The organism is Pseudomonas sp. GW821-FHT11D10 (genome assembly GCF_058808435.1).
Genome location: NZ_JBXARR010000002.1, coordinates 307,362 through 332,385, shown reverse-complemented (window position 1 = coordinate 332,385; position 25,024 = coordinate 307,362). Strand labels below are relative to the sequence as shown.

At 62.0% G+C, this 25,024-nt stretch carries 25 protein-coding genes; 16 read left to right on the top strand and 9 right to left on the bottom strand.

The window, feature by feature from the left end; genetic code table 11:
- Positions 1 to 33: 33 nt before the first annotated feature.
- On the bottom strand, positions 34 to 675 hold the full coding sequence (locus AC1RT4_RS07905) for an HD domain-containing protein (protein WP_493084828.1): 642 nt from the start codon (positions 673 to 675) through the stop codon (positions 34 to 36).
- 190 nt (positions 676 to 865) lie between these two features.
- On the opposite strand from AC1RT4_RS07905, the gene AC1RT4_RS07900 reads away from it, so the two are divergent.
- On the top strand, positions 866 to 1,831 hold the full coding sequence (locus AC1RT4_RS07900; protein WP_493084826.1) for a GlxA family transcriptional regulator: 966 nt from the start codon (positions 866 to 868) through the stop codon (positions 1,829 to 1,831).
- A gap of 7 nt (positions 1,832 to 1,838) precedes the next feature.
- Here the strand turns inward: AC1RT4_RS07900 and AC1RT4_RS07895 are convergent, their stop codons facing one another.
- The gene (locus AC1RT4_RS07895) at positions 1,839 to 4,250 is read right to left on the bottom strand and encodes a penicillin acylase family protein (RefSeq protein ID WP_493084824.1); all 2,412 of its coding nucleotides are present in this window, start codon (positions 4,248 to 4,250) and stop codon (positions 1,839 to 1,841) included.
- 103 nt (positions 4,251 to 4,353) lie between these two features.
- Positions 4,354 to 4,932 carry a DUF6436 domain-containing protein gene (locus tag AC1RT4_RS07890; RefSeq protein WP_262158920.1) on the bottom strand — a complete coding sequence of 193 codons (579 nt, stop codon included), beginning with the start codon at positions 4,930 to 4,932 and terminating at the stop codon, positions 4,354 to 4,356.
- A gap of 97 nt (positions 4,933 to 5,029) precedes the next feature.
- On the opposite strand from AC1RT4_RS07890, the gene bipL reads away from it, so the two are divergent.
- The gene (gene bipL, locus AC1RT4_RS07885) at positions 5,030 to 5,980 is read left to right on the top strand and encodes a phospholipase BipL (protein WP_493084822.1); all 951 of its coding nucleotides are present in this window, start codon (positions 5,030 to 5,032) and stop codon (positions 5,978 to 5,980) included.
- Between the two features lies 1 nt (position 5,981).
- Here the strand turns inward: bipL and AC1RT4_RS07880 are convergent, their stop codons facing one another.
- The gene (locus AC1RT4_RS07880; RefSeq protein WP_493084820.1) at positions 5,982 to 6,734 is read right to left on the bottom strand and encodes a DUF2059 domain-containing protein; all 753 of its coding nucleotides are present in this window, start codon (positions 6,732 to 6,734) and stop codon (positions 5,982 to 5,984) included.
- Positions 6,735 to 6,842: 108 nt separating this feature from the next.
- On the opposite strand from AC1RT4_RS07880, the gene AC1RT4_RS07875 reads away from it, so the two are divergent.
- Together AC1RT4_RS07875 and AC1RT4_RS07870 are read left to right on the top strand one after the other, a co-directional pair.
- The gene (locus tag AC1RT4_RS07875; protein ID WP_493084818.1) at positions 6,843 to 7,475 is read left to right on the top strand and encodes a 2OG-Fe(II) oxygenase; all 633 of its coding nucleotides are present in this window, start codon (positions 6,843 to 6,845) and stop codon (positions 7,473 to 7,475) included.
- 1 nt (position 7,476) lies between these two features.
- Positions 7,477 to 7,962, top strand: a complete 486-nt coding sequence (locus AC1RT4_RS07870) for a 2-thiouracil desulfurase family protein (protein ID WP_493084816.1) — start codon at positions 7,477 to 7,479, stop codon at positions 7,960 to 7,962.
- Between the two features lie 11 nt (positions 7,963 to 7,973).
- Here AC1RT4_RS07870 and AC1RT4_RS07865 read toward each other — a convergent pair whose 3' ends face one another.
- Positions 7,974 to 8,552 (bottom strand): transporter substrate-binding domain-containing protein, encoded by a 579-nt coding sequence (locus AC1RT4_RS07865; RefSeq protein ID WP_493084814.1) that lies wholly within the window; start codon positions 8,550 to 8,552, stop codon positions 7,974 to 7,976.
- 132 nt (positions 8,553 to 8,684) lie between these two features.
- Here AC1RT4_RS07865 and AC1RT4_RS07860 point away from each other — a divergent pair, with 132 nt between their 5' ends.
- Positions 8,685 to 9,110: a DUF4399 domain-containing protein gene (locus AC1RT4_RS07860; RefSeq protein ID WP_007953489.1), complete on the top strand. Its 426-nt coding sequence runs from the start codon at positions 8,685 to 8,687 to the stop codon at positions 9,108 to 9,110.
- Positions 9,111 to 9,172: 62 nt separating this feature from the next.
- On the opposite strand, the gene serA is transcribed toward AC1RT4_RS07860, so the two are convergent.
- Positions 9,173 to 10,402 carry a phosphoglycerate dehydrogenase gene (serA, locus tag AC1RT4_RS07855; protein WP_007953487.1) on the bottom strand — a complete coding sequence of 410 codons (1,230 nt, stop codon included), beginning with the start codon at positions 10,400 to 10,402 and terminating at the stop codon, positions 9,173 to 9,175.
- 206 nt (positions 10,403 to 10,608) lie between these two features.
- Here serA and AC1RT4_RS07850 point away from each other — a divergent pair, with 206 nt between their 5' ends.
- The 4 genes from AC1RT4_RS07850 to AC1RT4_RS07835 all read left to right on the top strand — a co-directional run bounded on the left by AC1RT4_RS07850 (position 10,609) and on the right by AC1RT4_RS07835 (position 14,891).
- Positions 10,609 to 12,003: an FAD-binding oxidoreductase gene (locus AC1RT4_RS07850; RefSeq protein ID WP_085702378.1), complete on the top strand. Its 1,395-nt coding sequence runs from the start codon at positions 10,609 to 10,611 to the stop codon at positions 12,001 to 12,003.
- Positions 12,004 to 12,043: 40 nt separating this feature from the next.
- A complete protein-coding gene (locus AC1RT4_RS07845; protein ID WP_007953483.1) occupies positions 12,044 to 12,709 on the top strand; it encodes a fumarylacetoacetate hydrolase family protein in 666 nt (221 codons plus the stop codon).
- A 223-nt stretch (positions 12,710 to 12,932) separates the two neighbouring features.
- Positions 12,933 to 13,856: an SdiA-regulated domain-containing protein gene (locus AC1RT4_RS07840; protein WP_493084811.1), complete on the top strand. Its 924-nt coding sequence runs from the start codon at positions 12,933 to 12,935 to the stop codon at positions 13,854 to 13,856.
- A 117-nt stretch (positions 13,857 to 13,973) separates the two neighbouring features.
- Positions 13,974 to 14,891, top strand: a complete 918-nt coding sequence (locus AC1RT4_RS07835; RefSeq protein WP_493084809.1) for an SdiA-regulated domain-containing protein — start codon at positions 13,974 to 13,976, stop codon at positions 14,889 to 14,891.
- A gap of 85 nt (positions 14,892 to 14,976) precedes the next feature.
- On the opposite strand, the gene rpiA is transcribed toward AC1RT4_RS07835, so the two are convergent.
- Complete coding sequence (rpiA, locus tag AC1RT4_RS07830) at positions 14,977 to 15,651, bottom strand: ribose-5-phosphate isomerase RpiA (protein ID WP_493084807.1); 675 nt, start codon at positions 15,649 to 15,651, stop codon at positions 14,977 to 14,979.
- Between the two features lie 148 nt (positions 15,652 to 15,799).
- Between rpiA and ilvA the strand changes: the two genes are divergently transcribed.
- Positions 15,800 to 17,314: a threonine ammonia-lyase, biosynthetic gene (gene ilvA, locus AC1RT4_RS07825; protein WP_007953475.1), complete on the top strand. Its 1,515-nt coding sequence runs from the start codon at positions 15,800 to 15,802 to the stop codon at positions 17,312 to 17,314.
- Between the two features lie 39 nt (positions 17,315 to 17,353).
- Positions 17,354 to 17,779 carry a DUF2269 family protein gene (locus AC1RT4_RS07820; RefSeq protein WP_007953473.1) on the top strand — a complete coding sequence of 142 codons (426 nt, stop codon included), beginning with the start codon at positions 17,354 to 17,356 and terminating at the stop codon, positions 17,777 to 17,779.
- Between the two features lie 21 nt (positions 17,780 to 17,800).
- Here the strand turns inward: AC1RT4_RS07820 and AC1RT4_RS07815 are convergent, their stop codons facing one another.
- A complete protein-coding gene (locus AC1RT4_RS07815; protein ID WP_493084804.1) occupies positions 17,801 to 18,457 on the bottom strand; it encodes a histidinol-phosphatase in 657 nt (218 codons plus the stop codon).
- Positions 18,458 to 18,600: 143 nt separating this feature from the next.
- Between AC1RT4_RS07815 and AC1RT4_RS07810 the strand changes: the two genes are divergently transcribed.
- Both AC1RT4_RS07810 and ptsP read left to right on the top strand, forming a co-directional pair.
- Entirely contained in the window at positions 18,601 to 19,080 is a 480-nt protein-coding gene (locus AC1RT4_RS07810) for an RNA pyrophosphohydrolase (RefSeq protein ID WP_003229203.1), read from the top strand.
- 22 nt (positions 19,081 to 19,102) lie between these two features.
- Positions 19,103 to 21,382 carry a phosphoenolpyruvate--protein phosphotransferase gene (ptsP, locus tag AC1RT4_RS07805; RefSeq protein ID WP_007953470.1) on the top strand — a complete coding sequence of 760 codons (2,280 nt, stop codon included), beginning with the start codon at positions 19,103 to 19,105 and terminating at the stop codon, positions 21,380 to 21,382.
- 33 nt (positions 21,383 to 21,415) lie between these two features.
- Here ptsP and AC1RT4_RS07800 read toward each other — a convergent pair whose 3' ends face one another.
- On the bottom strand, positions 21,416 to 22,162 hold the full coding sequence (locus AC1RT4_RS07800) for an NRDE family protein (RefSeq protein ID WP_493084801.1): 747 nt from the start codon (positions 22,160 to 22,162) through the stop codon (positions 21,416 to 21,418).
- A 131-nt stretch (positions 22,163 to 22,293) separates the two neighbouring features.
- On the opposite strand from AC1RT4_RS07800, the gene AC1RT4_RS07795 reads away from it, so the two are divergent.
- From AC1RT4_RS07795 to AC1RT4_RS07785, 3 genes are all read left to right on the top strand, one after another.
- Complete coding sequence (locus AC1RT4_RS07795; RefSeq protein ID WP_064380026.1) at positions 22,294 to 23,076, top strand: sulfite exporter TauE/SafE family protein; 783 nt, start codon at positions 22,294 to 22,296, stop codon at positions 23,074 to 23,076.
- 96 nt (positions 23,077 to 23,172) lie between these two features.
- Entirely contained in the window at positions 23,173 to 23,988 is an 816-nt protein-coding gene (gene lgt, locus AC1RT4_RS07790; protein WP_007953463.1) for a prolipoprotein diacylglyceryl transferase, read from the top strand.
- Positions 23,989 to 24,038: 50 nt separating this feature from the next.
- Positions 24,039 to 25,010, top strand: a complete 972-nt coding sequence (locus AC1RT4_RS07785) for a thymidylate synthase (RefSeq protein WP_114886153.1) — start codon at positions 24,039 to 24,041, stop codon at positions 25,008 to 25,010.
- Positions 25,011 to 25,024 lie beyond the last annotated feature (14 nt).

Here is a 25,024-nt window from a genome sequence, read left to right as displayed (position 1 = left end):
ACCGGTAACGGCCGCGAGGTTTTTTTATGCCGGTCAGGAAACCCAGGGCGACTGGCGAATCACCTCGACGAAGTTCATCGGCTTGAACCCCGGCGCCTGATCCTTCAGCACATCGGTCTTCACATTGCCGAATGTGGTCTGCGGACGATGACGCAAGCCATCGGCGAACGCGCAGATGATGCACTCCTTGAAACCTTCGCCCCGTGGATGCGCATGCACCACCGCCTCGCGCTGCACCGTGGTGAACGCCGCGTAGTCCATGCCCAGCACGTCCATCTCGACGCCTGCGGTCACCAGCGCCACGGTCGGGCGCAGATGTTTCGGCACTCCCGGCGTGGTGTGCAGGGCGATCGACAGCCAGACCTGCTCGATGTCGTCATCGCTCAACCCGTATGGTTTGAGAAACGCGGCGGCTGCGTTGGCACCATCGACTTCGAAGCGCTCGTCATCGCTGCGGTGACCTTCGACCAGACCCAGGTCGTGGAACATCGCGCCGACGTACAGCAGCTCCGGATCGTAGGCCAGTTGCTGACGTTCGCCGCTCAAGGCGCCGAACAGAAATACCCGGCGCGAGTGGTGGTAAAGCAGGTCGGATTCGCTGTCGCGGATGTACTCGGTGGTGGCCCGGGCGAGGGCGCTGTCGGGGATCTGGATACCGGCGATGATCGTGGTCATGTTGAGCTTCCTCGTCGAAAACGCCGTCGCGGCGCTGATGGGGAAAGTCTGTTCCCGGGGGCAAAACCGGACAATCGATCCATGGCTGCGATCCTTGCCATTCCACCTGCAAATCGTGCCAGCTCGCTTCTGCCGCGAGGATTGGCTAGGGTTGGCGCTGATCCGCCATTCCCCGGGAGCCCATATCGCCATGAACAAAACCGTCGCCATCGTGGTGTTCCCTGGCGTGCAGGCGCTGGACGTCAGCGGGCCGATGGATGTGTTCGCCGAGGCCAACCGCTTCCTGGCGCCGGAGGATCATTACCGGCTTGAGGTGATCGGCGTCGAGCGCGGGCCAATGGCGTGCTCCAACGGGCTGACCCTGAGTGCGCATCGGCATTTCAGCGAAGCGTCGCAGGTTTACGATTTGCTGCTGGTGGCGGGTGGGCCGCAGTTGCCGTTTCTGGATTTCGGCAGCCCGTTCGATGCCTGGCTGCGCGAGGCCTGTGGGCGGGCGCGGCGATTCGGTTCGATCTGCAACGGCGCATTCATGCTCGCCCGTGCAGGATTGCTGGACGGGCGCACGGTCACCACCCACTGGAACGACGCTGAGGCGCTGGCGCAGTTGTGCCCGTCGAGCCGGGTCGAGGCCGATCGGTTGTACGTCGAGGATGGCCAGCTCTACACCTCGGCAGGGGTGACGGCGGGGATCGATCTGTCGCTGTACCTGTTGGCGCGTGATCACGGGGCCGAGGTGGCGCTGAGCGTGGCCAAGCGGCTGGTGGTGTTCACCCAGCGTTCGGGCGGGCAGTCGCAGTTCAGCCCGTTCCTCACGCCCCACGCCGAACCGAGGTCGGCGGTGGCGATGGTGCAGCTGTATGTGCTGGCCAACCTCACGGGCGACCTGACCATCGCCGACCTGGCGAATGCCGCGAACATGAGTGCGCGGAATTTCTCTCGGGTGTTTGCTCGCGAAGCGAAAGTCACCCCGGCGGAATTCGTCGAACGGGCGCGGGTGGATGCGGCGCGGGTGATGCTCGAAAGCACCACGGCGCCGCTGAAGACGGTGGCGTATCAATGCGGGTTTCGTGATGCGCAACATATGCGCAGTGTGTTCAACCGACGGCTGGGGGTGACGCCGCAGCAGTTCCGGCTGAATTTTGCAGCGATGGTTTGAGCGGCGCCTATTGAGCCGCTCGCGCCGGCAACAGCTTCAGCGTACTCCGCGTATTCGCCGTCACCTCTTCCTCACTGAAATGCGCCTGCACATACATCCCGTCCACATACGCTTCCGCCTGATCGTCATAGTGGCTGTCGAACGGCACGCCGCTCTGGCCGACCGGGTTGATCGTCAGGCTGTGAGCCGGGTCAGCGAAGTCCACCAGCCGCCGCGTCGACGGGCCGTAGGTCACCGGCCACGGTGCCGGTCCGATCTTCGCCGAGAGGTTATTCGGCACTTCATGGGAGCCCGGTGCTGCGAAGGGGCCGACGTTGAAAATGCGATCCAGCGGTTTCTGCTGACCCAGCGGATGACCATGGGTCAGGGTGTGGGCCTTGCCCCATTGCCAGCCGGAAGCGTCGTCGCCGAGGGTCGACTTCAGGTGCGCCATGCTGGCTTGCCACGCAGCGCGCACGGTGTCGACGCGGGTCTCCTTGTTCGGCGTGCTGCGGTTGTCCCACCACGGTGAATCGGCATTCGCCGCGAGCCGGGGCAGGGCCGAATCGATCACCCGGGTCGACAGCAGGGTTTCGAAGAAATCATTGCCCAGCTCATCGCGCATCGCCGCGTCGGCGAGGTTGAACAGGAACTGGTTGAACACCGTTGCACTGACCGAATCCAGCGGATAGTCGCCTTGCCATTGGGCCAATTGTTCGATCAGCTTCTGCTCGGCAGGATTTCCCGCCACCTCGCGCAGCACCGGTAGCAACGGCGCCAACAGACGCGGGCCATAACCGGTGGCGGTGCCCAGTTGCAGCTTCTGGTTGGCCTCGTTGTCCCACTTCACGTTCTTGTCGGCGAGCTGGCGGTTGAGCTGCTGGCCACGGTCGGCGAGGTTGTAGTAACCGGGGATCTCCATGCCGGTCGGTGACACGGGCTGGAAGTTGGCCGAGACGATATAGCCCCGCGCCGGGTTCTCTTCCTGCGGGTTGGCGCTGAACGGGAAGTAGCCGTCCTTGTCCGCCTGATTGCTGCTGCCGTCGAGAATGAAACCGGGCTTCACCCCGGCCGGACGCTTGGGCAACAGCGCCGAGGCCCACCAGGCGATATCGCCCTTGGCGTTGGCGTAGACGATGTTCAGCCCCGGTGCCTGCACCTTGGCCGCAGCGGCGCGAGCCTTGGCCAGGGTGTCGGCGCGGTTGAGCTGGTAGAAACCTTCGAGGATCGGGTTCGGCGTTTCGAGAAATGCCCACCACATCGCGATCGGGGTTTTCCCGGCGGCGCTGCCAAGGGCGTCGTTGACGATCGGGCCGTGGGGCGACTGACGCAGGGTGATGGTTACCGATGTCTGGCCTTTCACGGCGATCTGCTGCTCGGTCTTGACCATGTCGGTCCACTGGCCGCGATACCAGACCTGATCCGGGTTATCCGGATTGACCTTTTCGGCGATCAGATCCAGGTCATCGTTCTGGAACATGGTCAGGCTCCAGCCGAAATCCAGGTTGTGGCCGAGAAACGCGAACGGCACCAGCGCCTGATGATGGCCGTAGAGTTCAAAACCCGGCGCCGACAGCTGCGCCTCGTACCACACCGACGGCACCGAAAAACGAATGTGCGGATCGCCCGCCAGCAAGGGCTTGGCGCTCTTGCTGTGGCTGCCGGCAATCACCCAGGCGTTGCTGCCTTCGAACTGTGGCAGGCCGTTGTCGATCAGCGCCTGTTCGCTGAGGCGGGCGAGGGCGTTCAGGTCTTTCCAGTCTTCGGCGGCGAGTGCCGGTGCGGTGCCGGCGTGACCTTTGGCGAGCACGCCCTTGGGCTGCCAGTCGAGGTCGAAGACATTGAGGTAGTCGGCGCCCAGTTGATCGCGCACGTAGGTCAGCAGCGGTTCGGTGCGAAACGCGGCGGCAAAGCTGTAGGCCATGTAGCCGGCGACGCTGATGCTGTCCTCGGCGGTGAACGGCCGCTTGGGGATGCCCAGCACGTCGAACTCGACAGGGGCGGCGTGCGAGTCCTGATATTGATTGATGCCGTCCAGATAGGCTTGCAGGGCCTTCCACGCCGGTGACTGCTTGTCGAGGCCGGCCACGTAACTGGCGGCACGCTCGCGAATGCGCAGGCTGCGGAACAACTTGTCGGTGTCGAGCAGTTTCGGCCCGAGCACTTCGGCCAGTTCGCCCCGGGCGAGACGGCGCATGGCTTCCATCTGAAACAGGCGATCCTGGGCGTGCACATAGCCGAGGGCGCGGTAGAGGTCGGTCTCGTTTTCAGCGCGGATGTGCGGCACGCCGCGCTCGTCGTAACGCACGGTCACCGAACCTTGCAGGTTGCGCAGCTCCACCTGGCCCTGACGCGTCGGTTGCTTGCTGTAGACATACCACCCGCCGGCGGCGAGCAGGACAACGATGAGCAAGGCAAGAACGGTGAAGACGCGTTTCATGGTGACTCCTTGTGCATTCGGGGTTGCCGCCCGTGCGGGCTGCAAACAATTAGCACACGCCTCGTGTGCTGCGCATCGCCGTCCTTGAAATGTCCGGAATGCCTTACTTCGTCTCCGCCGGCCACGGGCAGTAGCAACCCACCGCCAACGTATGAGTCGCATTGACCGGACGATCATCACTCAACGCTTGCAGGATCGGTTCGATAAAACTGTTGCTGGAGTTGCACGTCAGGCCTTCGCTGTACGGGCCGAAGTACGCCAGTCTGCCGCTGCGGTCCCAGATCGCCACGGCCGGGCTGGCGGGAATCTGTTCGGAGCCGGGCAGCACCGCGATGGTTTTGAGATTGCTGAGGGTGGCGGGCAACTGGCCGTGGCTGCCGGCCTTCTGCACCGCGAAGAACTCCACGCCCTTGGGGCCGAACTGTTCGACCATCTCGGTCAGGTGCTGTTGATTGCCGACGTTGCATGGGCAGGCCGGGTCCCAGAAGTGCACCAGACGGATGTTGCCGGGGCCGGCGAGGTCGTCGGGCAGGCGCAACGGGTCGCCGGAAAATACCGCGGTGTGTTCGCTGAAAGCCCGCAGGTAGCGGCCCTGAAACCAGTCGTACGCGGCCCACAGCACGCCGGCACACACGATGGCGAGCAGGCTGGCAAACAGTGCGGTGCGGTAGGGCGAACGCATGGTTTTGATTCCTCGAAGGCCGGCTAGCTTGCCATGCTTGCCGCGACAGATGAATATCGCAGGCCGATAAAGTCCGTTTACCGTTCTGGAATTGCCCATGTCTGTTGCCTTCGATCCCGATCATCTGCGTGCTAGCCTCAAGCCTCTGGCCGAGTGGCAGCCGTTGTCCGAGGAGGCGAAGGCGTATCAGCGGTTCTACAAGACCGACTTTCCGGAGCGTGATGTCTGGCGTGGCATGGGCCGGTTCGACATCAATGGCTATCAACTGGTCAGCCATTGCTGGTGGCCGGCGGAAACGGCCAAGGCCACGCTGTTTCTGGTGCACGGTTTTTATGACCACACCGGGCTTTACCGGCATGTGATCGAGTGGGCGCTGGATCAGGGTTTTGCGGTGATCGCCTGCGATCTGCCGGGGCATGGTCTGTCCAGCGGCGAGCGCGCCAGCATCCGCGACTTCTCCGAGTATCAGGATGCGCTGCAAGGCCTGTTCGCCGAGGCGCGCTCGATTGCCCTGCCGCAGCCGTGGCACCTGTGTGGGCAAAGTACCGGCGGCGCGATCATTGTCGATCATGTGCTCAATCATGGTGAAAACAGCCCGGCGCAGGGGCAGTTGATTCTGCTGGCGCCGCTGGTGCGTCCGCGTGCCTGGGGCTGGTCGCAGTTGAGTTATTACCTGCTGCGGCCTTTTGTCAGGGGGATCGCCCGGCGTTTCAGCGAGAACTCCAACGACCCGGATTTCCTGCCGTTCCTGCAGGCCGATCCGTTGCAGCCAAAACGCTTGCCGACCGCGTGGGTCGGGGCATTGTCACGCTGGATCAACCGGGTTGAATACGCGAAGAAAAGTCCGCGCCGGCCACTGATCGTTCAGGGCCAGGCGGACATGACCGTGGACTGGCAGCACAATCTGCAAGTGATGAAGTGGAAGTTCGACCGGCCGCAGATTCTGTTGCTGGCCGAGGCGCGGCATCACCTGGCCAACGAGACGGCAGAAATGCGCGAGGAGTATTTCGAGTTCTTGAGCAAGCGGATCAAGGGCCGCAACCCCTAGATCACTGACTGAGGTTCGAGGTGCTCTGGCCGACGGCCAGCCCGGCGCGAATCGCCGCCAGCGCGGCCTGATAGTAGGCCTTGCCTTCGGTGGATTCGGCAAAGGTCGCGAACTCTTCCAGTTCTTCATCCGACAGGTCGCGATAGACGTACAGCAGCGTGTTGTTCAGGTCGGCGCCGATCTGATCCATCAGGCGCTGGCGCTGACCGTTCAACATGCCCTGGGCCTGACCGCCGCCGAGCAGGCCGGGGATCATCGAACTCAGGCTGTCCGCCGCCACGCCGGCAATCGCCAGGCTGACTTCGGCACCGGCTTCACGGGCGGGCAGGGCCTGGGCGAGGTGGCCGATGATCAGCAAACGACTGTCGCTGGCCGGCATCTTCGGCAGGCCCTTGGCGTTTTTTGCCAATTGATCGCGGCGGGTCGCCAGCAGTTCGGCGGCGACGATCTTCTTGCCCAGCGGTGACTGAAAGAACGACAGGGCCGGTTTCGGATCGGCGAGGTTCTTGCGCAGTTGCGCTTCGGCGCGTTGATCCACGGCCTGGGGGGCGAAGCGCTGATTGCTGTTGCTCACCAGCGCCTGAAACACCGCAGGCGGCAGGCTGTTCTGGTAACGCTGCTGCGCGGCACTCAGGGCGTCGTTGAAATGCGCGCGTTGTTCTGGCCAGCCGGCGACCTTGTACAACTGGTCGTGGCCGTCCGCCCAGGCGGGCAAAACGCAGAACATCAACAGTGAAAAAAGCAAACGGCGCATAAGGACTCCTGTCGGCAGCCGACTATTCTCCGTGCGGTGCCAGTACTTGTCGAGAATTCGTATCAAGCCGCCGCGTGGCTCTGTCGGATTTCTTGCCGCAGGCATACTATGCGCGCCATGCAAATATCCTCTGATCACCCGCTGCTGTTACGTATCGTCGACGACCTGGCCGAGCGCGGCTGGTCGCAGCAGAACATTTTCCTGCCTGCGGATTTGACCCGCGCACTGGCGGCCGAGTGCCGCAAACGTGACGCCGAAGGTGAACTGGCGCCGGCGGGGGTCGGACGTGGCCCGTTTTCGGAGATCCGCGAGGGGATTCGTGGCGACCATATCCAATGGATCGACCCCGGTCAGGCCGAGGCCAGCGACCGCTACCTGAACCTGATGGACAGCCTGCGCGAGGCGCTCAATCGCGGGTTGTTTCTGGGGCTGGAAGACTTCGAGTGCCACTTCGCCCTGTACCCGCCGGGTGCTTTCTATCGCAAGCATGTCGACCGTTTCCGCGACGATGACCGGCGCATGGTTTCGGCGGTGATCTACCTCAATGACGGCTGGCTGCCGGAGGATGGCGGGCAACTGCGCATGTACCTGGAGAATGACCGCGTACATGACGTGCAGCCTGCGGGCGGTTGTCTGGTGGTGTTTCTCTCCGGCGAAGTCCCTCATGAAGTGTTGCCAGCCAGCCGCGAGCGGCTGTCGCTGACAGGCTGGTTCCGCCGCCGTGGCAACGAGCCGTTCTGAGATGCACAGGATTCTGGTCAGTCGCTGCCTGTTGGGCCACCGCGTGCGTTATGACGGTGGGGCCAGCGGGCCGTTCGATCTGCTGGAGCAGTGGATTGCCGAAGGTCGGGTAGTGCCGCTGTGCCCGGAAGTCGCCGGTGGTTTGCCGACGCCACGGGCAGCGGCAGAGATTCCGGGCGGGCAGGGCAGCGAAGTGCTGGAGGGACTCGCCTCGGTGATCACCACAGAGGGCGAAGACGTCAGTGCGCAGTTTCTGGATGGCGCGCGGCAGGCGCTGGCGCTGGTGCAGAAACACAGGATTCGGGTGGCGGTGCTCAAGGCCAACAGTCCTTCGTGCGGGAATCTGTTGACCTATGACGGCACGTTCAGTGGGGTGAAGGTGAGTGGCGAGGGCGTTACCGCCGCGTTGCTGAAGCGCCATGGGGTGCAGGTCTTCAGCGAACTCGAACTGCCGCAAGCCGCACAGGCCCTCAGCTTGCTCGACTAGTCACGCTCACTTCAGTTTTCCGTAGCCGGCACACTCAACCACTTCTTCGACAACGCCTCCAGCCGCCCATCCGCCCTGATCCGCTGCAAGGCATTCTCCAGACTCGCGTGAAACGCCGGGTTTCCCTTCTGAAACGGAATCGCCAGATCCACTGGCGGCCCGACCTTCGGTTTCTCTTCCGTCAGTGCCTGCACCAGCACCAACGGCCGGGGTTGCTCGTCCTTTTTCGCCAGCAATTGTGCATTGACCTGCGTGTAAGGTTCGCTGACGTCGAAACGATCCTTGAGCTCGGGTGTCAGTGCTATGTGGTTGAGCGCGACGTCGTACTTGCCGCTTTCAACGCCCTGGAGCAGATCGGCTTCGTCGGTGACGATGAAGTCCGCGCGCACATCCAGTTCGTTGGCCAGCAGTTGCCCAAGCTCGACCTCGAACCCCGTGAGCGTGTCGCCGTCCTTGAAATTGAAGGGCGGTGTATTAGCCTCAAGGGCTATGCGCAACTCGCCACGGTCGTTGACGTCATCAATCAGTTCGGCGTGAGCCAGAGGGCTCAGAAGGGGTAGCAGGCAGATCAGGCCAGGCAGAAAACGCATGGTCACTCCTTTGAAATCGATATCGGCCTGTTTTCCAGGCTCGCTTTGCTATGGTTGTCGAGTGCCTTCGACAACGAATGGTCATGAAGTTGTCATGACCGTGCGGATTTTACGGAAAAACTGGAGAAGAAAATGAAAAGCTTTATGTCACGTGCAGCGTTGGCCGGTGTGCTGATGGGTGTTTCGGTACTGGCCAGTGCGGCCACGCCGGCACCGAAGGGCGCCGAAGTGTTCATCGTTTCTCCCGAGGACGGAGCAACGGTTCCGCAGACCTTCACGGTCAAGTTCGGTGTAAAGGACATCGCGCTGGCACCAGCCGGTGACGTCACCAAGAACACCGGTCACCACCATTTGCTGATCGATGCCAAGGAAATCGTTCCGGCCGGCTCCGTGGTGCCGACCGACGCCAACCACATGCATTTCGGCAAGGCGCAGACCCAGGCTGACATCAAGCTCGCGCCGGGCAAGCACACCCTGCAACTGGAGCTGGGTGACAGCGGCCACATGGCGTTCGATCCACCGATCGTGTCGAAGAAGATCACCGTCAACGTCGAATGACGTTTTCGCGTGCATGAAAAAGGGAGCCCGAAGGCTCCCTTTTTTTGTCGCTCAGCGTCGGATCAGAACAACACGCGGCTACGGATGGTGCCGTTGACGTGTTGCAGCTTCTCTTGCGCCAGCTCCGAGTACTCGGCGTCGACGTCGATCACCACGTAGCCGACCTTCTCGTTGGTCTGCAGGAACTGACCGGAGATGTTGATGCCGTTTTCGGCGAAGACCTTGTTGATCTCGCTCATCACACCCGGGATGTTCTCGTGGATGTGCAGCAGACGGTGCTTGCCAGGGTGAGCCGGCAGGGCCACTTCCGGGAAGTTCACGGACGATACCGACGTACCGTTGTCGCTGTACTTGACCAGTTTTTCTGCCACTTCCAGACCGATGTTGGCTTGCGCTTCAGCGGTGGAACCGCCGATGTGCGGGGTCAGGATCACGTTGTCGAGGCCACGCAGCGGGCTTTCGAACTCTTCGTCGTTGGAGCGCGGCTCGACCGGGAACACGTCGATGGCGGCGCCGATCAGGTGCTTGTCCTTGATCGCAGCGGCCAGGTGATCCAGCTCGACCACGGTACCGCGTGCAGCGTTGATCAGGATGCCGCCCTTCTTGATGGCGCGGATTTCCTTCTCGCCGATCATCCACTGGGTCGCAGCGGTTTCCGGAACGTGCAGGGTGACGATGTCGGACATGCCCAGCAGCTCGTGCAGGTTGCCGACCTGGGTCGCGTTGCCCAGTGGCAGCTTGGTCACGGTGTCGTAGAAGAACACCTGCATGCCCAGGCCTTCAGCCAGAACCGACAGCTGAGTACCGATCGAGCCGTAGCCGACGATGCCCAGTTTCTTGCCACGGATCTCGAAGGAGTTGGCTGCGGACTTGATCCAGCCGCCACGGTGGCAGGAAGCGTTTTTCTCAGGGATGCCGCGCAACAGCAGGATCGCTTCGGCCAGCACCAGCTCGGCAACGGAGCGGGTGTTGGAGTACGGTGCGTTGAACACGGCGATGCCGCGCTCGCGGGCCGCTTCCAGGTCAACCTGGTTGGTACCGATGCAGAAACAGCCGACCGCGACCAGCTTCTTCGCGTGATCGAAGATCTCTTCGGTCAGCTGGGTGCGCGAACGAATGCCGATGAAGTGAGCGTCAGCAATCTTTTCCTTGAGCTGGGCTTCCGGCAGGGAGCCTGTCAGGTATTCGATGCTGGTGTAGCCCGCCGCCTTGAGGACGTCGACAGCCGATTGGTGGACGCCTTCGAGAAGAAGGAACTTGATCTTGCTCTTATCGAGAGAAGTCTTGCTCATCTGCGTAAACCTGTATCCCGGAGAAAAATGGCAGGGAGGGGAGCAGCCTGGAGCTGACCCGCACGGCAAGAAAGCCGTCACCGCAGAACCGGCCTTGGGCACTGGCCTGCGGGGTCGGTATGCTAGCATAGCCACCCCGCTAAACACTCATTCCTGCGACGTGAAGCGTTCTCAGGATGACCATGAATTGTTCGAGAGTTCCGTCGATGACCAATCCTGCCCTGATTGATGAACTGAAGACCCTGGTCGAACCTGGCAAAGTCCTGACCGATGCCGACTCCCTGAACGCTTACGGCAAGGACTGGACCAAGCACTTCGCCCCGGCGCCCAGCGCCATCGTGTTCCCCAAGACCATCGAGCAGGTGCAGGCCGTTGTCCGCTGGGCCAACGAACACAAAGTGGCGCTGGTGCCGTCGGGCGGGCGCACCGGTCTTTCCGCCGCGGCCGTGGCCGCTAATGGCGAAGTGGTCGTGTCGTTCGACTACATGAATCAGATTCTGGATATCAACCTGACCGACCGCACCGCCGTCTGTCAGCCGGGCGTGGTCACCGAGCAATTGCAGAACGCCGCCGAAGAACATGACCTGTACTACCCGGTGGACTTCGCGTCGGCCGGTTCCAGTCAGATTGGCGGCAACATCGGCACCAATGCCGGCGGAATCAAGGTCATTCGCTACGGCATGACCCGCAACTGGGTGGCGGGCATGAAAGTGGTGACCGGCAAGGGCGATGTATTGGAACTGAACAAGGACCTGATCAAGAACGCCACCGGTTATGACCTGCGCCAGCTGTTCATCGGCGCTGAAGGCACTCTGGGTTTTGTGGTCGAGGCCACCATGCGCCTGGATCGTTCGCCGAAAAATCTGACCGCGATGGTCCTCGGCACCGCCGATTTCGATTCCATCATGCCGGTGCTGCACGCCTTTCAGGGTCGACTCGACCTGACCGCGTTCGAATTTTTCTCCGACAAGGCCCTGGCCAAGGTCATGGGTCGTGGTGATGTTCCGGCGCCGTTCGAAACCGATTGCCCGTTCTACGCCTTGCTGGAATTCGAGGCGACCACCGAAGAAGTGGCCAACACCGCCCTTGAAACCTTCGAGCATTGCGTGGAGCAGGGCTGGGTGCTGGACGGTGTCATGAGCCAGAGCGAAACCCAGTTGCAGAACCTGTGGAAGCTGCGCGAGTACATCTCCGAAACCATCTCCCACTGGACGCCGTACAAGAACGACATCTCGGTCACCGTCTCGAAAGTCCCGGCTTTCCTGCAGGAAATCGACGCGATCGTCGGCGAACACTATCCGGATTTCGAAATCGTCTGGTTCGGCCACATCGGCGACGGCAACCTGCACCTGAACATCCTCAAGCCGGACAACCTGAGCAAGGACGAGTTTTTCGCCAAGTGCGCCACCGTCAACAAGTGGGTGTTCGAAACCGTCGAGAAGTACAACGGTTCGATTTCCGCCGAACACGGCGTGGGTATGACCAAGCGCGACTACTTGACCTACAGCCGCTCGCCGGTGGAAATCGAATACATGAAAGCGGTCAAGGCGGTGTTCGACCCGAACGGCATCATGAACCCGGGCAAGATCTTCGCGGTTTGATTGGCAATCCCTGATGAATCAATGAAGGCAGGAGTCGGTAATGAGCTATCAGCACCAGTATGTCGACGGTACGCGGATTCATTTTCCGCTGGGGAAAGTGGTGTGCATCGGCCGTAACTACGCCGAACACGCCAAGGAACTGGACAACCCGGTACCTACCGAGCCGTTGCTGTTCATCAAGCCCGGCAGTTGCGTGGTGCCGCTGGAAGGCGGTTTCAGCATTCCGACCGAGCGTGGCTCGGTGCATTACGAGGCGGAAATCGCCGTGTTGATCGGCAAGCCGCTGTCGACCAAACCGAGCCGCGAAGAAGTGCTGGACGCGATCTCCGGTTTCGCCCCGGCGCTGGACCTGACCCTGCGCGACAAGCAGGCCGAGCTCAAGTCCAAGGGGCTGCCGTGGGAAATCGCCAAGTCGTTCGACGGCGCAGCGGTGATTGCGCCGTTCGTGGTGGGCAGCACCTTTGCCGACCTGACCGACATCGGCATTCGCCTGACCATCAATGGCGAAGTGCGCCAGGACGGCAACAGCAGCGCGATGCTCAACCCGATCGTGCCGATGATCCAGCACATGGCCGGCTGCTTCTCGCTGCAGGCCGGTGACGTGATCCTGACCGGCACGCCGGTGGGCGTCGGCCCGCTGAACGTTGGCGATGAGATCGTGCTGGAACTGCCGGGCGCCAGTCGCTTCACCAGCAGCGTTCGCTGATCCGTACATCGCGTTTCCGAGCGGGAGATTGCAGGTTTGAGCTCAGCCCTCAAGCCTGCAATCTCCCGCTTTCGTTTTGTGATGCGGCCTGCAAAGACGCAGGGCATTCCGGCCATTTGCCGTTTTTTTCACATTTTGTCCGGATAATTCCGGTCATTCTGGCGTCTGAGCCGGCCTCTTTGTGCTATTACCCGTAGCCTGAATTTTCGGAACGCGTCCTTCGATGTCATCTCAAACTCAGCTCAAACCCGCCCGCCGTTCACGTTTCGCCCTGCGTTGGTATTCCTGGCTTTTGTTGGCAGCCGCCGCTGCGTACGGGCTGGCGTTTGCCATGCATTGGGATGACCGTGGCCTGTTGTGGGTGCTGGAGCGTTTCGAAAGCCCGGCCGAGAAACAGGAAAGCGTCTGGCTCCCGGACTACCGGGTGGTGATCGACGCCAAGCTGCTGCCGGGCATGGAAAAGGACGAAGCTTCGGATTTGTCCTATAACCCGCAGACCAAAACCCTGTTTTCGGTGATGGGCAAGAATCCTTTCCTGGTCGAACTGACCCTGCAGGGCGACGTGCTGCGCAAGATGCCGCTGGTGGGCTGGAGCAATCCCGAAGGCCTGACGGTGATGGAAAACGGCTTGATGGCGATTGTCGACGAGCGCGAGCACATGCTCTCGATCGTCAAGGTCGATGCCGAGACCCGCGAACTGAAGCGCGACGATTTCCCTAAATACGACCTTGGCCCGTCGAAAGACCAGAACAAGGCTTTCGAAGCCATCACCTGGGACGCCCGCAACCAGCAACTGTTGCTGGGCGAAGAGCGTCCGCCCGCACTGTTCACCTGGAAAAGCGACGGCAGCCAGACGCTCAAGGGCGACAAGCAGAAACTCGACAGCGACGAACTGGACCTGCGCAACCTCTCGGCCCTGGCGATTGACCCGCGCACCGGTCACACCCTGGTGTTGTCCGCCGATTCGCATTTGCTGCTGGAGCTGGACGAGAAGGGCGAACAGGTCAGCTTCATGACCCTGCTCGGCGGTTTCAACGGCTTGAAGAAAACCATTCCCCGCGCCGAAGGCGTGACCATGGACGAGGCGGGCACGCTGTACATGGTCAGCGAGCCGAACCTGTTCTACCGCTTCGAAAAGCAGAAGTAATCTCTCCTACAGAGATTGCAGATCTGTGGAGTTGTGGCCTGAGGCAAGTGGCCATTAAGCTTCAGTTCAGACAGGCGTGATATTTCATCCGCCTGTTTTGACTCCGAGCCTGCCCGAATGCGTCGACTTGCCCGTCCCAAGCCTCTATTTATCATCCTGTCGGTGATTGCCCTGATCGCGCTGATTGCGATCGGCCAATACATGCGTCTGTTCGAGCGTGCCTGGTTCAACCTGCATACGCTCTGGCAGCCGATGAGCAGCGAGGCCATCGGGCTGGACCAATATCGGGTAGATATCGAGGCGAAGGTCATCGACGGGCTGAACGACGATGTCTCCGCGCTGACCTACGATCCGGTGCGCAAGAGCCTGTTCACCGTAACCAACAAGAATGCCGAACTGATCGAGTTGTCGCTGGACGGCACGATCCTGCGCCGTGTCGCCTTGATCGGCTTTGGCGATCCGGAAGCGGTGGAGTTCATCAGCGCCGACACCTACGTGATCACCGATGAACGCCAGCAGCGGCTGATCAAGATCCATCTGGAGCACGACACCACGTTCCTCGATGCAGCGGACGCCGAGCAGATGACCCTCGGTGTACACATGAGCGGCAACAAGGGCTTTGAAGGCCTGGCTTACGACTCGGTGGGCAAGCGCCTGTTTGTGGCCAAGGAACGGGATCCGATGCTGATCTATGAAGTGCACGGTTTCCCGCACTTCAACACGGAAAAATCCTACGCAGTACACGTGATCAACAATCCCAAGCGCGATGCCGGGATGTTCGTGCGCGATCTGTCGAGCCTGCAATACGACGAGCGCAGCGGCCATTTACTGGCGCTGTCCGACGAGTCGCGGCTGATTCTGGAACTGGATGTGGACGGGCGCCCGCTGAGCACCATGTCGTTGAGCGGTGGCCGGCAGGGCCTGAAGAAAACCGTGCCGCAGGCGGAAGGTATCGCGATGGACGACGACGGGACGTTGTATCTGGTGAGCGAACCGAATCTATTTTATGTCTTCAGGAAGCCTGCGCAGAACTAACCAACACCTTCAAACAATGTGGGAGCTAGCAAACTGGCTCCCACAGTCTTTTTCATCTGCCCACCAAACTGTGGGCAGTTTCGGCTTACTCGGCCTTCAGTGTTTTCACACCTTCGGAAGTACCCAGCAACAGCAGATCCGCCGGACGCGCCGCGAACAGACCGTTGGTGACCACGCCGACGATCGCGTTGATCTGCGCTTCCAGTTCCACCGGGTTGGTGATCTGCAAGTTGTGCACGTCGAGGATGATGTTGCCGTTGTCGGTCAGCACGCCTTCGCGGTAGACCGGGTCGCCGCTCAGTTTCACCAGTTGGCGGGCCACGTGGCTGCGGGCCATCGGGATCACTTCCACCGGCAGCGGGAACGCGCCCAGCACTGGCACCAGTTTGCTGGCGTCGGCGATGCAGATGAAGGTCTGGGCCACGGCCGCGACGATCTTCTCGCGGGTCAGGGCTGCGCCGCCGCCCTTGATCAGGTTCAGGTGTTCGTCGCTTTCATCGGCGCCGTCGACATAGAACTCCAGATTGCTCACGGTGTTCAGCTCGTACACCGGAATCCCGTGGCCCTTGAGGCGCGCGGCGGTGGCTTCGGAGCTCGCGACCGCGCCGTCGAACGCGCCCTTGTGCTGGGCCAGGGCGTCGATGAAGCAGTTGGCGGTGGAGCCGGTGCCGACGCCGACGATGCTCTTGTCGTCAAGTTTCGGAAGGATGAAGTCGACGGCGGCCTGGGCCACGGCCTGTTTGAGTTGATCCTGGGTCATGCGGGCTCCGGAAGCGGGCAAGGTAAGAACGGAAAGGCCGGCATTATAGCCTCAAGCCGGGCTAAAACCTCGGGATTCGTGTGGTCGTGCGCCCAAAAGGCGGGTTAGACTCGTTGGCCCTGCCCAACCCGCTCAGTGATGCTTTCCGATGCTCGAACAGTACGTCAAGAAGATCCTCACCTCGCGCGTTTATGACGTTGCCGTAGAAACCCCGCTGCAGAACGCCCGCCAGCTCTCCGAGCGGCTGGGCAACGACATCTGGCTCAAGCGCGAAGACTTGCAGCCGGTGTTCTCGTTCAAGATTCGCGGCGCCTACAACAAGCTGACCCAGTTGAGCGACGAAGAGCGCGCACGCGGCGTGGTCACCGCGTCGGCGGGCAACCATGCGCAGGGCCTGGCCCTGGCGGCGAAAGTGCTGGGCGTGAAAGCGACCATCGTGATGCCCAAGACCACCCCGGAGATCAAGGTCGAAGGCGTGCGCTCCCGTGGCGGCAAGGTGGTGCTGCACGGCGACTCCTTCCCGGAAGCCCTGGCCTACTCGCTGAAACTGGTCGATGAAAAAGGCTACGTCTACATCCACCCGTACGATGATCCGCACACCATTGCCGGGCAGGGCACCGTGGCGATGGAAATCCTGCGCCAACACCCGCAGCCGCTGGATGCGATCTTCGTTCCGGTAGGCGGCGGCGGTCTGATCGCCGGCATCGCGGCGTACGTGAAATACCTGCGCCCGGACATCAAGGTCATCGGCGTCGAGCCCGATGACTCCAACTGCTTGCAAGCGGCAATGGCCGCAGGCGAGCGCGTGGTACTGCCGGCCGTGGGCATCTTCGCCGACGGCGTGGCGGTGGCGCAGATCGGCCAGCACACCTTCGACATCTGCAAGGATTACGTCGACGAAGTGATCACCGTCAGCACCGACGAGATCTGCGCGGCGATCAAGGACATCTACGACGATACCCGTTCGATCACCGAACCGGCTGGCGCCCTGGGCGTGGCCGGGATCAAGAAGTACGTCGAGCAGCGCGGTGTCAGCGGCAAGACCTTCGTGGCCATCGACTCCGGGGCCAACGTCAACTTCGACCGCTTGCGCCACGTCGCCGAGCGCGCCGAACTGGGTGAAGGCCGCGAAGCGATCATCGCCGTGACCATCCCGGAGAAGGCCGGCAGCTTCAAGGCGTTCTGCGAGGCCATCGGCAAGCGTCAGATCACCGAATTCAACTACCGCTACAACAATGGCAGCGAAGCGCACATCTTCGTCGGCGTGCAGACCCATCCGGACAACGACCCGCGCAGTGCGCTGCTGGCGAGCCTGACCGAGCAGGGTTTCCCGGTGCTCGACCTGACCGACAACGAACTGGCCAAGCTGCACATCCGCCACATGGTCGGCGGTCGTGCGGCGCACGTGGTTGATGAAGTGGTGCTGCGCTTCGAGTTCCCGGAACGTCCGGGCGCGCTGTTCAACTTCCTCAACAAACTCGGCGGCCGCTGGAACATCTCGATGTTCCACTACCGCAACCACGGTGCAGCGGACGGCCGCGTGGTGGCGGGCCTGCAAGTGCCCCACGACGAACGTCATCTGGTGCCCGCAGCCCTTGAGGAAATCGGCTACCCGTACTGGGACGAAAGCGACAACCCGGCCTATCAGCTGTTTCTTGGCTGAACGGCTACGCTGATGGGCAGGCCATAAGGAAATCGGATCATGGAAACGTTAACCGCCCTGAAAGCGGCGCACATGCTGGCGACTGCGGTGCTGCTACTCGGTGCGCTGGGCCTGGGAATCTGGGTCTGGCGCGCACGACGCAATGGTGACGCGACGGCGGGCAGTCGTACGTTGCAGCGGCCATGGCTGTTTGTCTGGCTGTTGATCGTGCTGGCGCTGGTAAGCATGCCGTTCACCGGCTGGTGGATGGTGCATCTGGTGGGCTGGCCGCTGGGTCAGACGTGGATTCTGGCCTCGAGCGTGCTCTACACCGTCGCAGCGCTGGCGTGGTTCTGGCTGCTGGTGCGCTTGAACCGGTTGCGCAAGGCGCCGGGCGGCGTGGGCCGGTTCAGTCTGGGGCTGGCGTTGTTCGGGCTGGTCTGCTTTATCGCGATTGCCGGGTTGATGGGCGCCAAGCCGGTTTAAGGCCTGGCGCCTGCTGCGGTCTCAGTCGCGCAGCGAAATCACCGGCCAGCCGCGCTTCTCGGCTTCGGCCCGCAGGTTCGGATCCGGGTCGACCGCCACCGGATTCGCCACCTGCTCCAGCAGCGGCAGGTCATTCATCGAGTCGCTGTAGAAATAGCTGCCTTCCAGCGAATGCCCGGTCTCTTCCAGCCAGCGGTTCAGGCGTGTCACCTTGCCTTCGCGGAAGCACGGCACGTCGGTGCTGCGCCCGGTGTAGCGGCCGTCCTGCATCTCGCACTCGGTGGCGATCAGGGTTTCGACGCCCAGGCGCACGGCAATCGGCGCGGTGACGAAGCGGTTGGTGGCGGTGATGATCACCAGTTTGTCGCCTGCATCGCGGTGCTTTTTCAGCAACTCGAGCGCCTTCGGCAGCACGATCGGCTCGATGCAGTCGCGCATGTAATCGCTGTGCCATTGCTCAAGCACGGCCATCTCGGTGCGGCCGAGGATCTCCAGGCAGAAGTTCAGGTAGGCCGCGTTATCCAGTTTGCCGGCCAGGTAATCCTGATAGAACTCGTCGTTGCGCGTCTTGTAGGCGATCGGGTCGAGGAAGCCGCGTTCGCACAGATAATCGCCCCAGGCGTGATCGCTGTCGCCGCCCAGAAGGGTATTGTCCAAATCGAATAAAGCCAGGCGCATTGCAGTTACCCGCTGAAAAGTCAGTAAAAAGGCCACAAGAATACGGTCTTTTCACAAGAGTGCACATAAGCTCGGAACCTTCGTTGCCGCCTTCACAACCTTTGTGGAACAATGCGGCGACATGCGTTTGCGAGGTTGTTGCCGTGATCGACCCCGATGGTTTCCGCCCTAATGTCGGGATCATTCTGACGAATGACGCCGGCCAGGTGCTATGGGCTCGCCGTATCAATCAAGATGCCTGGCAGTTTCCGCAAGGGGGAATCAATCCCGAGGAGACGCCGGAAGACGCCTTGTACCGCGAGCTGAACGAAGAAGTTGGCCTGGAACGCGAAGATGTTGAAATACTCGCCTGCACCCGGGGCTGGTTGCGCTATCGTTTGCCGCAACGTCTGGTGCGAACCCACAGCCAACCGCTGTGCATCGGCCAGAAACAGAAATGGTTTCTCCTGCGCCTGATCTCCAACGAGCAGCGGGTGCGGATGGATTTGACCGGTAAACCGGAGTTCGATGGCTGGCGCTGGGTCAGTTATTGGTATCCGTTGGGCCAGGTGGTGACATTCAAGCGCGAAGTGTATCGCCGCGCTCTCAAAGAGCTTGCCCCGCGCCTTTTAGCGCGCGACTGACGACGGAGTTCGACCCCGAGCCATGCTCAATACGCTGCGCAAGATCGTCCAGGAAGTTAACTCCGCCAAGGATCTCAAGGCGGCGTTGGGGATTATTGTGTTGCGCGTCAAAGAGGCCATGGGCAGCCAGGTCTGCTCGGTCTACCTGCTTGATCCAGAGACCAACCGCTTCGTGCTGATGGCCACCGAGGGCTTGAACAAGCGCTCGATCGGCAAGGTCAGCATGGCACCCAACGAAGGTCTGGTCGGCCTGGTCGGCACGCGTGAAGAACCCCTGAACCTCGAAAACGCCGCGGATCACCCGCGCTACCGCTACTTCGCCGAGACCGGCGAGGAGCGCTACGCCTCGTTCCTCGGGGCGCCGATCATTCACCATCGCCGCGTCGTCGGCGTGTTGGTCATCCAGCAAAAAGAACGCCGCCAGTTCGATGAAGGTGAAGAAGCCTTCCTCGTGACCATGAGCGCGCAGCTCGCGGGCGTAATCGCCCACGCAGAGGCCACCGGCTCGATCCGTGGTCTGGGCCGTCAGGGCAAGGGCATCCAGGAAGCCAAGTTCGTCGGCGTGCCGGGTTCGCCGGGCGCAGCGGTCGGTACCGCGGTGGTCATGCTGCCGCCAGCTGATCTGGACGTGGTGCCGGACAAGACCATCACCGACATCGACGCGGAACTGGCGCTGTTCAAGACTGCCATCGAAGGCGTGCGCGCCGACATGCGTGCGTTGTCGGCCAAGCTGGCGACCCAGTTGCGTCCGGAAGAGCGCGCCCTGTTCGACGTCTACCTGATGATGCTCGACGATGCCTCGCTGGGCAGCGAAATCACCAACGTGATCAAGACCGGCCAGTGGGCCCAGGGCGCGTTGCGTCAGGTCGTGACCGATCACGTCAACCGTTTCGATTTGATGGACGACGAATACCTGCGTGAGCGGGCGTCGGACGTCAAGGATCTGGGCCGACGCCTGCTCGCTTACCTGCAGGAAGAGCGTCAGCAGAACCTGGTCTACCCGGAAAAGACCATTCTGGTCAGCGAAGAACTGACGCCGGCGATGCTCGGCGAGGTGCCGGAAGGCACGCTGGTCGGTCTGGTGTCTGTGCTCGGTTCGGGTAACTCCCACGTCGCGATCCTGGCTCGGGCCATGGGTATCCCGACGGTGATGGGTGTAGTCGACTTGCCATACGCCAAGGTCGATGGCATTCCGATGATCGTCGACGGGCTCAAGGGCGAAATCTACACCAACCCGAGCGAAGTGCTGATCAAGCAGTTCGCCGAGGTGGTGGAAGAAGAGAAACAACTGGCGCTGGGTCTCGACTCCCTGCGCGACCTGCCGTGCGTGACCCTCGATGGCCACCGCATGCCGCTGTGGGTCAACACCGGCCTGCTGGCCGATGTGGCGCGGGCGCAGAAGCGCGGCGCCGAAGGCGTTGGTCTGTACCGCACCGAAGTGCCGTTCATGATCAACCAGCGCTTCCCGAGCGAGAAGGAACAACTGGCGATCTACCGCGAGCAGCTTGCCGCGTTCCACCCGCAACCGGTGACCATGCGCAGCCTGGACATCGGCGGTGACAAGTCGCTGTCGTACTTCCCGATCAAGGAAGACAACCCGTTCCTCGGCTGGCGCGGGATCCGCGTCACCCTCGACCACCCGGAAATCTTCCTGGTGCAGACCCGCGCGATGCTCAAGGCCAGTGAAGGCCTGAACAACCTGCGGATCCTGCTGCCGATGATCTCCGGCATCCACGAGCTCGAAGAGGCGCTGCACCTGATTCACCGGGCCTGGGGCGAAGTGCGCGACGAAGGCACCGACGTGCCGATGCCGCCGGTGGGCGTGATGATCGAAATTCCTGCGGCGGTCTACCAGACCAAAGAGCTGGCGCGGATGGTGGACTTCCTGTCGGTCGGCTCCAACGACCTGACCCAGTACCTGCTGGCGGTGGACCGCAACAACCCACGGGTGGCCGATCTCTACGACTACCTGCACCCGGCGGTGCTGCAAGCCCTGCAAACCGTAGTGCGCGACGCCCATGCCGAAGGCAAGCCGGTGAGCATCTGCGGCGAGATGGCCGGTGATCCGGCGGCAGCGGTGCTGTTGATGGCGATGGGTTTCGACAGCCTGTCGATGAACGCCACCAACCTGCCGAAGGTGAAATGGATGCTGCGTCAGATCAACCTGAGCAAGGCCAAGGATCTGCTGGCGGAACTGATGACCATCGACAACCCGCAGGTGATCCACAGCTCGCTGCAACTGGCGCTGAAGAACCTCGGGTTGGCGAAGATGGTCAATCCGGCGGCGGTCAAACCCCTCTAGAAAGACAAGATCGCAGCCTTCGGGCTGCGATCTTTATATATTGATCTCCACTTCCCCCAGATGCCCGCCATACGGCCCGAAACTGCGCTCGACCATCCGCCGCGTCCCGTCCGCCTGCACAATCAACGCCGTACTCGCCCGAGTCCCATAGCTCTGGCTGGCAATAAACACACTCGACAGCAACGACTCGGTCGCCAGCCCCACGCCAGTGTCCGGCAGATCAGCAAACGGCGCCGTTTGCGCATCCCCCAACAACGCCAACAACCGCTCGGGCTGCGGATCATCCAGCACCGCACTCAATGCCGCCTTGGCCTTGAGCAGTTTCGGCCACGGCGTATCCAGCCCGGCGTTGGACAGGCCATAAACGCCAGGCTGCAACATCACCGGTTCCGAAGACCGGGCATTGAAGTGCCACAGCTCGTTGGCATTGCCCAGCAGCAGGTTGAAGCCGGCATAGTCCGGCGAACGGGCGACAACGTCAGACAAATAGTCATCGATCGACAGGTTTCCGGTCAGAAAACCCGCCACCAGTTCACCCCGGGAGCGCCGGGCCGGCGGCTGATGCGGATCGCGAATGTTGGTCAGCGCCGCAAAACGACCGTTGGCACCAAGACCGAGCCAGGTGCCCCCGGCCTCAAGATCCCGCCCGGCGTGAACGTGCGGCGACTCGGGCCACTGCGCCAGCGGCAGGCTGGGCCGGGCGTAGAACTCGTCACGGTTGGCCGCGACGATCAGCGGCTGGGCTTGCCCCGGCTGCCAGGCGAAAACAATCAGGCACATAAGGTGGTCCTTGTGTGTTTTTTGCCCACTCTACGCAGACATCGTCCGTGCATCCATCGCCAGTGGAGCCGAAGGGTATCCATCCGTTACCATGCCGCTCCGGTTTTGGGGACGCGCCTTGGGAGGCAGTCATGGAATTTCTGCTCTATCTGGCGCTGGGCGCCTGTGCGGGCGTACTGGCCGGGCTGTTCGGGGTGGGCGGCGGGATCATCATCGTCCCGGTGCTGGTGTTCAGTTTCACCTTGCAGGGCTTCGATCCGTCGATCCTGACCCATCTGGCGGTCGGCACGTCCCTGGCGACGATCATCTTCACGTCGGTCAATGCCGTGCGCGAGCATCATCGACGCGGCGCCGTGCGCTGGCCGATCTTCAAGTGGATGACCGTCGGCATCCTGCTCGGCGCCGGTTTCGGGGCGCTGACCGCCGAAGCGATCTCCGGGCCCAACCTGCAAAAAATCATCGGTGTGTTCGCCCTGGTGATCGCCGCGCAGCTGGCGCTGGACGTCAAACCCAAGGCCAGCCGAACGGTGCCCGGCAAACTCGGTCTGACCGTGGCCGGCAGTGTGATCGGCTGGGCCTCGGCGATTTTCGGGATTGGCGGCGGCTCGCTGACCGTGCCGTTCCTGACCTGGCGCAGCGTGCCGATGCAGCAGGCGGTGGCGACCTCGTCGGCCTGCGGTCTGCCGATTGCCGTGGCCAGTGCAATAAGTTTCATGATTCTGGGCTGGCATGATCCGTTGCTGCCGGCCCATAGTCTCGGTTTTGTGTATTTGCCGGCACTGCTCGGCATTGCCCTGACCAGCATGGTGTTCGCCCGTCTCGGCGCGCGGCTGGCGCACAGGTTGTCGCCGAAGTTGCTGAAACGGCTGTTCGCGGCTTTGCTGTTTTGCGTGGGCCTGAGCTTTCTGTTCTGAGCCGTCTGTTTTGGCAGGTCGCAATCCTGGCTTAATCCTGAGGTGACAGCGTCGCCCGGGAATTTTTGAAGATTTGAATGCTAACGAGGAGTCGCAATGCTGCCTTACCCGCAGATCGATCCGGTGGCCCTGGCCATCGGTCCGCTGAAAATCCACTGGTACGGCCTGATGTACCTGGTCGGCATCGGCGGCGCGTGGCTGCTGGCATCGCGCCGGCTCAACCGTTTCGACCCGACCTGGACCAAGGAAAAACTCTCCGACCTGGTGTTCTGGCTGTCGATGGGGGTGATTGTCGGCGGGCGTCTGGGCTATGTGCTGTTCTACGACCTGAGCGCCTACATCGCCAACCCGACGCTGATTTTCGAAGTGTGGAAGGGCGGCATGTCGTTCCACGGCGGTTTCATCGGCGTGATGCTGGCCGCGTTGTGGTTCGGCAAGCGTAACGGCAAGTCGTTCTTCCAGCTGATGGATTTCGTGGCGCCGATGGTGCCGATCGGTCTGGGCGCCGGGCGCATCGGCAACTTCATCAATGCCGAGCTGTGGGGCAAGGCCACCGACGTGCCGTGGGCCATGGTGTTCCCGCCGTTCAGCGACCCGGCGCAACTGCCGCGTCACCCGTCGCAGCTGTATCAGTTCGCGCTCGAAGGCGTGGCGCTGTTCCTGATCCTCTGGCTGTTCTCGCGTAAACCGCGACCAACCATGGCGGTCTCGGGCATGTTCGCGCTGTTCTATGGCATCTTCCGTTTCATCGTCGAATTCGTCCGCGTGCCGGACGCGCAACTGGGCTATCTGGCCTGGAACTGGCTGACCATGGGTCAGGTACTCTGCGTACCAATGATCATCGGCGGGCTGTTCCTGATCTGGCTGGCCTACCACCGCGCCCCGGCGGCGCCGGTTGCACCGACAGCTTAAATATTCGAACCCCGGCGATGTCTGCCGGGGCTCAAGGACACAGGTAACTCATGAAGCAATATCTCGATCTGGTGTCGCACGTCATCAACAACGGCACCAAACAGGCCAACCGTACCGGCGTGAACACCATCAGCTTTCCGGGCGCCATGCTGCGCTTCGATCTGCAGGAAGGTTTCCCGGCGATCACCACCCGCAAGATGGCCTTCAAATCGGCCATCGGCGAGATGTGCGGCTTTCTGCGGGGCGTGAACAACGCCGCCGAATTCCGCGCGCTGGGCTGCAAGGTCTGGGATCAGAACGCCAACGAAAACGCCCAGTGGCTGGCCAACCCGTTCCGCCAGGGCGAAGACGACCTCGGCGAAATCTACGGCGTGCAATGGCGCAAATGGCCGGCGTACAAGCAGATCCCGCTGAGCAACACTGCCGCCATCGAACAAACCCTGAGCAACGGCTACAAGCAGATTGCCCAGGGCGAAGAAGACGGCCAGGCCTACGTGGTGCTGTACAAAGCCATCGATCAGGTGCGCCAGTGCGTCGACACGATCATCAAGGACCCGGGCAGCCGCCGCATCCTGTTCCACGGCTGGAACTGCGCCCAGCTCGATGAAATGGCCTTGCCGCCGTGCCATCTGCTGTACCAGTTCCACCCGAATGTCGAGACTAAAGAGATTTCCCTGACCCTCTACATCCGCTCCAACGACCTGGGCCTGGGCACGCCGTTCAACCTCACCGAAGGCGCCGCGCTGCTGAGCCTGATCGGTCGCCTGACCGGCTACACGCCACGCTGGTTCACCTATTTCATCGGTGACGCCCACGTCTACGAAAACCACCTGGACATGCTCAACGAACAGCTCAAGCGCGAGCCGTTCGCCATGCCGAAACTGAAGATTTCGGATCGCGTGCCGGAGTTTGCCAAGACAGGCGTTTATCAGCCGGAGTGGCTGGAACTGGTGGAGCCGGGCGACTTCTCGCTGGAAGGCTACGAGCACCACGCGCCGATGACCGCGCCAATGGCGGTCTGATTCTATTGCAGGCA